The organism is Dyadobacter sp. HNCC25DJ186 (assembly GCF_056895235.1).
The window spans coordinates 1-7,603 of the sequence record NZ_JBXHAS010000029.1 but is presented as its reverse complement, the minus strand read 5'-3'; the positions used below and the strand labels follow the sequence as shown (position 1 = coordinate 7,603).

The 7,603-nt window shown below is 44.3% G+C and carries 6 protein-coding genes; all 6 read left to right on the top strand.

Annotated elements, in window-relative coordinates; translation table 11 throughout:
- Positions 1-1,582, top strand: a 1,582-nt coding sequence (locus tag AC1XUO_RS29430; protein ID WP_483333483.1) for a DUF5977 domain-containing protein, incomplete at its 5' end; no start/stop codon positions are given.
- Complete coding sequence (locus tag AC1XUO_RS29425; protein WP_483333482.1) at positions 1,582-2,403, top strand: hypothetical protein; 822 nt, start codon at positions 1,582-1,584, stop codon at positions 2,401-2,403. The genes AC1XUO_RS29430 and AC1XUO_RS29425, both read left to right, overlap by 1 nt.
- Positions 2,393-2,935, top strand: coding sequence for a hypothetical protein (locus AC1XUO_RS29420; protein WP_483333480.1), 543 nt, complete (start codon positions 2,393-2,395; stop codon positions 2,933-2,935). Before AC1XUO_RS29425 ends, AC1XUO_RS29420 begins: the two co-directional genes overlap by 11 nt.
- On the top strand, positions 2,928-3,545 hold the full coding sequence (locus AC1XUO_RS29415; RefSeq protein ID WP_483333479.1) for a hypothetical protein: 618 nt from the start codon (positions 2,928-2,930) through the stop codon (positions 3,543-3,545). Before AC1XUO_RS29420 ends, AC1XUO_RS29415 begins: the two co-directional genes overlap by 8 nt.
- Before the next feature lie 128 nt (positions 3,546-3,673).
- On the top strand, positions 3,674-4,564 hold the full coding sequence (locus AC1XUO_RS29410; protein WP_483333478.1) for a hypothetical protein: 891 nt from the start codon (positions 3,674-3,676) through the stop codon (positions 4,562-4,564).
- A 522-nt stretch (positions 4,565-5,086) separates the two neighbouring features.
- Positions 5,087-7,603 (top strand): phage tail tape measure protein (locus AC1XUO_RS29405; RefSeq protein WP_483333477.1); only part of this gene is annotated, 2,517 nt, incomplete at its 3' end.

The window sequence follows — 7,603 nt, the reverse complement described above, 5'->3', positions numbered from 1 at the left end:
TATGCGCCATTATTCCATGTATAAAGACGTGTTCTTTACGCAGGTGATCGGCGGCCAGCTCAGCAAATTTTTAACCTGGCAGCCCGATGGCAAACTGGTCCGTACCGATCAGCCCGAACGGCTTTATTTCTTAACCAATTTCACGCCTTCGCCAAAGTCCTTAAATCTCCGTGTACGGGTATTTTACGCAGATAATTCAGCCGAGACTTTCACAGCCAAAACCGTAGACAACGTAACGCCCATGACGGTGTACTCCGTGCCGGTCGGATTCTCTGAATTGAAGCTGGAAGCCAAACTGCAACAGGTCATTTGGTATGAAGTTTGGTTATCAAATGAAAACGGGCAACAGGTTAGCGAAACCCGTTTTTACCGCGTAGACAGGTTTGTCTATGAGTCAGTAAAATACATTCTTTTCCAAAACAGCCTGGGCGGTTATGATACGATCCGCTGTGTGGGATCCGCCAGCGAATCCATTAGTATCAGCCGTCAGCTCCTGGAACGGTTCACCGATTACGACTATTTGCCAACGGTTTCCGAGGCACTGATCAACAACGTAACCGGCCAGAGGTCAGTAAGCGTCAATATTGGAAACTGGCTGAATGCAGACTACCGGGAATACCTGGAAGATATGGCCTTATCCGAAGAATTTTTCATTGTCGATGGTGAAGAGTTTATCCCGCTGACGCCTAATTTTAGCGGGTTATTGACGCAAAGCAATACTGAGTGGCCAGTCGAAAGAAGCCTTAGTTTTACTTATGCCAATGGCATTGGTGGATATAGCAAGCTGCCGAAAATTGTACCGGTAACACGCCAAACGGGCTGGAAACAATGGTCTGTGAGTTGTGAGCTGGATGCAAACGGGATCCGAACCGGAAAACAGTTAGTGAACGAGCTTGTAAAATTCTACCTGGATTCTGGTGAAAACGTCCGTCCCATCACCACGAAATCCAATATTTCCGGAACAGAAGGGTATATCCCGCCCTGGGCTACCGGTGCCTGTGAAGCACAAACAACACCGTTTTTAAATACGACTATTTCAGGTCCGTCTCTTTTGAAAAAATCCACTTGTGCCAATGGTCAGGTGGGCACAACCTGGACAATCGTTTTACCGGCCGGATCTTACGGTTCAGAGCTTAGTCAGGCCGATGCCCAGGCAAAAGCCCAGGCCGCCTGGCTTGCCATGGATACGCAGGAAAATGCAAATCTGAATGGTAACTGCATCCCGGCTGTCAATATCCGTTTGGGTATCACTAACAATGCTATCGGCGACGCGAACGGGCAGATCGGCGGCGCTTACAATCCGATTGCAGCCGTACTTATCGATGGTGCAGAAATGATTTCCAATACCGCCTATTCTGGAAATAATAGCGTTCGTTACGCTGACAACACGCTACCGGCTGCAACCAGGAACATAGACGTACGGATTATTTTTTCAAACAGCCCGCAGCTAGCCTACCGTATCCGGATCCCATCAAAAAACCAGACAAGCCCGGTTTTAAATGGTCCTCAAACTTACCGGTTTGCCAACATCGTAACCAACTGGGGCGATCCTGAACTTGTCATTATTGTAGAGCCAGCCTGATGGATATTTTAACATACAAAAACAAAACCTACCAGGGGCCTGCAAGCTGGGCCGAGTGTCAGCCCGAAATGGTTGCCAAGCTGATCGCCTTTTCCAGGTTATCGCCAAAGGATATCACAGACGAGATTTTTGAAATGTTGGTCCAGGTTGCTTTCGATATTCCTGCCAGTGCATGGGGAAGCTGGACAATGAACCCGCTGGAATGGGAAATGTTGAAAAACCAGGTCAAATGGATATTTACCGCGCCGGTTGACCGGCCGTTTCTAAGTTTTAAGCATGAGGGTGTGGATTACATTCTTCCGGAAGAGAATTTTGCAGATACCACGACCCTGGAATTATCCATGGCCTTTATTGCCTATACTGATTTTGCAGATCCCGACGAGCCAGATCCTACCGCGCTAAACCGCCTGATCTCAACTTTGTGCCGCCCGGCCCGGCCGGATCTGAAAGCATTCTTAAAATCACCCGACTGGACCGGTGACGACCGCGAACCTTTCAATGAAGCCAGGATGATGAAGCGGGCCGCTGCACTGGCCACACTGGACATGTCAATGAAAATGGTTATCCTGTCCTATTTCGAAGTTCAGGCAAAATCATTTCTGGAACAATACGAGGGCCTTTTCGGTGGTGACGCTCAGCCGCGTTACGGCGACGGCCGCGGCTGGATCATGCTGATTAAAAACATTGCAAAAGAAGGCCATTTCGGCGACTTTGATAATGTGGGCAAACAATACGCCCACCTGGTCTATGCCGCCGCCCTTGACGATACAATCACCGCGGAAGAAACCCGCGATAACCAAGACAATGGATATGAGTACTAACAACGGTATGGTAGTGATCACCGATTTGATTACACTGAAAGAATTTTTCCAGCACGCAGTACGCAACCTTTCCGGCATCGACATCTCCCGTGCTCTTTCTGGCGGTCCTGACGGCTTGCAGGAAATGGCTAAGTTGTTTGAAAGTGAAGTAAAACCGGATCAATACATTTGTACCTACCAGGTTGCCGAAACCCCGTTAACTGACAACGCGGCCGGTCTTACTTGCGCGACATTTGCCTGTACGGTGATGATCATCAAAAAGATGGGATCCACAGCCATCACGCCCGACATAAAACTTGAAGCCAGGAACGAAACCTGGAAAAAGATGCTGCGTTTAATCGGCCTCATTCGTCTTGCGTCAGAATGGTACGCGGCCGAAGTGACCGAAGTGGACGGCCAGGATTACGAGGTCATTTTCAATATTTTCCAGGATAAACTTTTACCTGTAGGTAAAATTGCAAACGCTAATGTCCAGGGTTGGCTGGTGGATATCGATGTCACAATACCTGTAAATGGTCTAATGTATGTCTGAGGTTACGCCTGAAATTCAGAGGATTTTTGAAAGCCAGGTCATAGAAGCCTGTGACCGTATTTTTACGGAAGGAGTGCGTCGTATGCGTAAGGATATGGAAAGCGCCGGCGTATCTTTAACAGACCAGCTAAAAAACTCTTTATATTCTGAACGGTCCTTTATTACGGACCAGCTGGAAGCTTCATTCCGGATGGGCATGCGTGGCTATGGCCGTTTTAAAGATATGCGCCAAATCAGCTACTCTAAATTTCCGAATACAGAAATGTTGAAAGAGTTTGTGGAAGAACTGGGCGTGGATAAATTCATTAAAAACGAAACTGTTTCGATAAATGGGAAGGATGTTCAGCTGTATGTTCCAGGTTATCCTATTGGCCGCAAGCAAAACAAAGAGCTTACTTATGACAGGGCACTTACCAGGGTTGCCTACGGGATGGGCCGGGCGATTATGCAGCAAAATACCATCAAACGGCGTGGCAACAGCTTTTATAATGTGAACAAGGGGGAAATTTACTCAGAGATTTCAATTTATCTGATGACTAAACTTCCCCCGGTGATGATGCAGGCAATGAAGGAATATTATGAACGGCCATTTTATGACCGTGGTGAATAAATTTGTAACAGATAAGCTTGTCATTTCATCTTCTATTAAAATAAAGATCCTCGAAGGCAATTTTTACAAGATTTTTCTTATCTTAATACGTACTAGATATAAAATTCATTATAGACCTTAGCATGAATATGGAAGAAAAACCTAAACTTGAAACTCATATTGCTTATATCTGGGTACTAGACAACTATTTGCAATTAATTGAATCAGCAGGGAGTCTCTCTGAAAATAAAAGCTTCGCTAAGGAGGATCTTAGAAATGACTTTTTTAATGTTATCGAAAATATTGTTTATAACTATTATGTAGAATATCAGCTACCCTATTTCTTGGAGAAGCTTACTGCGCCTTTCAATGACGGTATTCTTGAAAAATATTTCATAGACGAACCAGAGAAGGGGAAACATTTTAATAATATCCCGTTCCTAATTGATCAATTAAACATTAAAGCGTGGCATGACTCCAGAAGAATGATCTTGATTATTTCTATCTGGATTATTTTTGAAGACTGTATAGATGTTATTTATGATAATATTGTAACTGACGAGGAACTAGAACTACAAAAAAATCATAACTACTTATCTATCTTCAAGCTGATTAAAGATTTGCCCGGAGAAAATCAAACTAAAATAAAGAAAAAGCTTCGCTCTGAATTCATAGGTTTAGGAAACAAGTACAACTTTATATTTAAGAAAATTAATAAGCAGGGTATACTTAATAACAAAATAAATGAATATAGGATTACCTTAGAGTTTATAAACGCAATACGCAATACTATGCATTCTAATAGCCGGCCATTAAAGGATGCAGAATATAATTTGCCTTACGGAAAATTTATTTTTAAGAAAGGTGAGTTTATTGACTTTGTAACAGAAGATGTAATCATGAATGCAATTCAACACTTATTAGGATGCTTTGACTTTATTAGGAATAACTTAGAACACTCGGAGCTAATAGTTCATTCTGCCAGAAATTCTCATATATTTAATGATGAAATAAAGCGTCAGACACTTAAAAAAATTTAGTAGCCCGCCCATTCGAATATAAATTTGATAATAAAAGAATAAAAATTTATAGCCCTATATATCAGTAATTAAATATATTTCAAATCATACTTTTATCATAAAGTTAAGAATAATGGGTGGGGTAAAATTGTATTACCCCACCACATTACTTCACTATTTCATTATCCATCCATAGTAAAAACACCATGTGTTTGGATTGACAATAAATAGAATTCCATTTTCCCATTCAATAGAAATAGGAATATGTAATGGTAAATCAAAAGCCTTGTAATAAACTAAAAGCGATATTATTTCCTCCAATATCAGAAGGCTACAGTAATCCCCGTAGAAAGATTGATTTATTGAAACCATTTGCTTATTGTAAGCAGGGTTGTTTAGTTGATGCTTACCTATATAAATATGCAGACTTAAAGTTTTTGTGAGGATTAAAACGGGAATTATCAAAAAAAATTTCAATAATTCCCGTCCTACTCCCGGCAAAAGGTACGCCGCAAATTCGTAGTGTACCTTTTTCTGTATACAATGAATTTAGTTGAAAATTCGGTCTGGAATTTCGATATCAATGGAAAACCGGCCTTAAATGCCCTGGGTGAGCTGGAAGCCGAATTGGCCAAAGTCAAGAAATCTCAGGAGGACCTGAAACGGGGGACCAAAGAATGGACCGACTCGAAGCAGGAAATTAAAGAGCTCGAAGCGGAAATAAAAAAGACCCGTGAAGAGATGGGCAACGCCGGGATGACCGTCAAGCAGCTGGAAGGATATGCCAAACAGCTGAATAAGGAAATCAAGGATCTGACGCCCGGAACCGCTGAATACATCGAAAAAACCAAAGAGCTAAAAGATGTAAATGACCGTCTGGCGAACGTCAGGCAGGACGTGCGCGGGGTATCAGACGAAGTAAAAGAAAGTCAAAGCGTCTGGACAAATCTGAAAACCTGGATTGCCAGCGCCTTCACCTTTGCCGCAATCCTGGAAGCCGGCCAAATGCTGAAACAGTTCTTTTCCGATGGCATTGAAAACTTCAAAAAGTTAGACGCTGCCAGTAAAGAATTAAGTGCCAATACGAATATCGTCGGCAAGGATCTTGAATATTTGAATGATCAGGCCAAAGAGCTGGGGCCACAAATGGGAAAAACCGGCGACGAAATGCTGGCCGCTTACCAGGCCATGGGATCCGCCAAGTCAGACCTGACCGAAAACGCTGCATCCCTGGCCGCGGTAACAAAAGAAGCCATAGTCCTTTCACAAGCTGGAAAGCTGGATTTAGCACCTGCCACCGAACTAATGGCCGGCGCCCTCAATCAGTTCAATGCGCCCGCCTCCGACGCCGGTCGTTTCATTAATGCCATCGCAGCCGGGGCGCAAGTCGGATCCGCTGAAATTGTGGACATGACAGGCGCTTTAAAAGCATCCGGAACCGTTGCCAGCGCTGCCAGTGTATCGTTTGAACAAACAAACGGCGCGCTTCAATCCCTTTCCACCATCAACATCAAAGGCGAACAGGCAGGTACGGCTTTCCGGAACATTCTTATCAAAATGATGAGCAGCTCCGAAGATCTGAACCCGCAGATTGTCGGGCTGGACAAGGCCATGGAAAACCTTGGAAAGCGTAACCTATCCACGGCCGAACTTGCTAAAATGTTCGGAACTGAAAACGTGGTAGCCGCCCAGCACCTGGTAACACACCGCGAACAGGTGAAGGAATTTACAGCCGATTTGACCGGTACCGATGCAGCGTATAAAATGGCAGCAAAAAACAATGAAACGCTGGAATTCAAAGAAAAACAGCTGGCAGCTGCCTATACGAACACAAGTGCAAGTGTTGGTAAAATCTTAGCCCCGGCAATAACCAGCTTTTACAGTATTCTGATTGATAAAGGTCTACCGGCTGTTGAATCCACCATTCAGGTTTTTGCCGCACTGGTTAAGGGAATCATTGCAATTCCTGGTTTCATCACCGAAAACAAAGAAGCGTTTATTGCCCTGGGTGTGGCCCTGGTTTCTTTGAACACCGCAAACATTGCAGCAACCGCGTCGGCCATCGGGCTGGCAGCTGCCGAAAAGGGGAGGTTAATCTGGACAGAAGCCGGAACGGTTGCCCAGTGGGCTATGAATGCCGCCATGACAGCAAACCCGATCGGCTTGGTTGTATCGGCTATTGCCTTATTTGTTGGGGGGCTGATCACGCTTTACAAAAATGTTGAAGGCGTCCGGACTGTAATTGATGGACTTTGGGAGGGAATGAAAAAAGCCGGATCCGCCGTTGCTTCATTCTTTGGAATGGTGGGCGATGAAAACAATAAAAGCCTTGCCCAGCAAAAAGCTGCTAATGATAAACACCTTTCGGACAAAGCAGCCAATGAAAAGAAAACGGCCGCACAAATTGCAGCGGATGCAAACGCCGCCAAGACCAGCGAATTAAACCTAAAAAAACAGCAAGAAGAAGCTGCCCGCCAAGCAAAGTTGAGTGCTGAAAAAAATGCAAAACAGCAAGAAGTTGCAGAAAATAAAAGAGCCGATGAAGCCGCCAGAAAATTAAAGGAAACTCAGGACAAAGAAGCAGCAGCAAGGGCAGCCGAAGAAAAAATTGTGGCAAATGCTGCCGCAAATAAGGCAATTGAAAAAGCAAACATCGATGCCATTACAGACGAGCTTGCAAGAAAAAAAGCTCAGCTGGCTTTTGAGCTCAATGAAAAACTGGCTGCCAATACAAAATCCAAAGCGGATGACCTGGTAAAAGTCAACTACGAAATTGCTTTGCGTTCGCAATACAAATCGGCCGTTGAAAAATTCGAAGCGGACTACCGCGCCAAGCATGTAGCCGAAGAAACGAAGCGGATCAATGACATTGCCAAGCTGGAAGATGCCCAGCGTACAGAGCGGCAGGCAAAAGAAAATGCTACCCAGAAAACGATCCTGGAAACCCAGCTTTCGAATGAAAAACTATCCATAAACCAACGCCAGACGCTGAAACTCCAATTGATAGAATTGGAGAAAAAGATGGAACTGGAACGCATTGAGGAAGTCGCTGCCAAAGAG

What these genes read in the sequence shown, in the direction of transcription:
- AC1XUO_RS29425 (WP_483333482.1), top strand. Translation starts at nt 1,582, where the DNA reads ATGGATATTTTAACATACAAAAACAAAACCTACCAGGGGCCTGCAAGC.
- AC1XUO_RS29420 (WP_483333480.1), top strand. Translation starts at nt 2,393, where the DNA reads ATGAGTACTAACAACGGTATGGTAGTGATCACCGATTTGATTACACTG.
- AC1XUO_RS29415 (WP_483333479.1), top strand. Translation starts at nt 2,928, where the DNA reads ATGTCTGAGGTTACGCCTGAAATTCAGAGGATTTTTGAAAGCCAGGTC.
- AC1XUO_RS29410 (WP_483333478.1), top strand. Translation starts at nt 3,674, where the DNA reads ATGGAAGAAAAACCTAAACTTGAAACTCATATTGCTTATATCTGGGTA.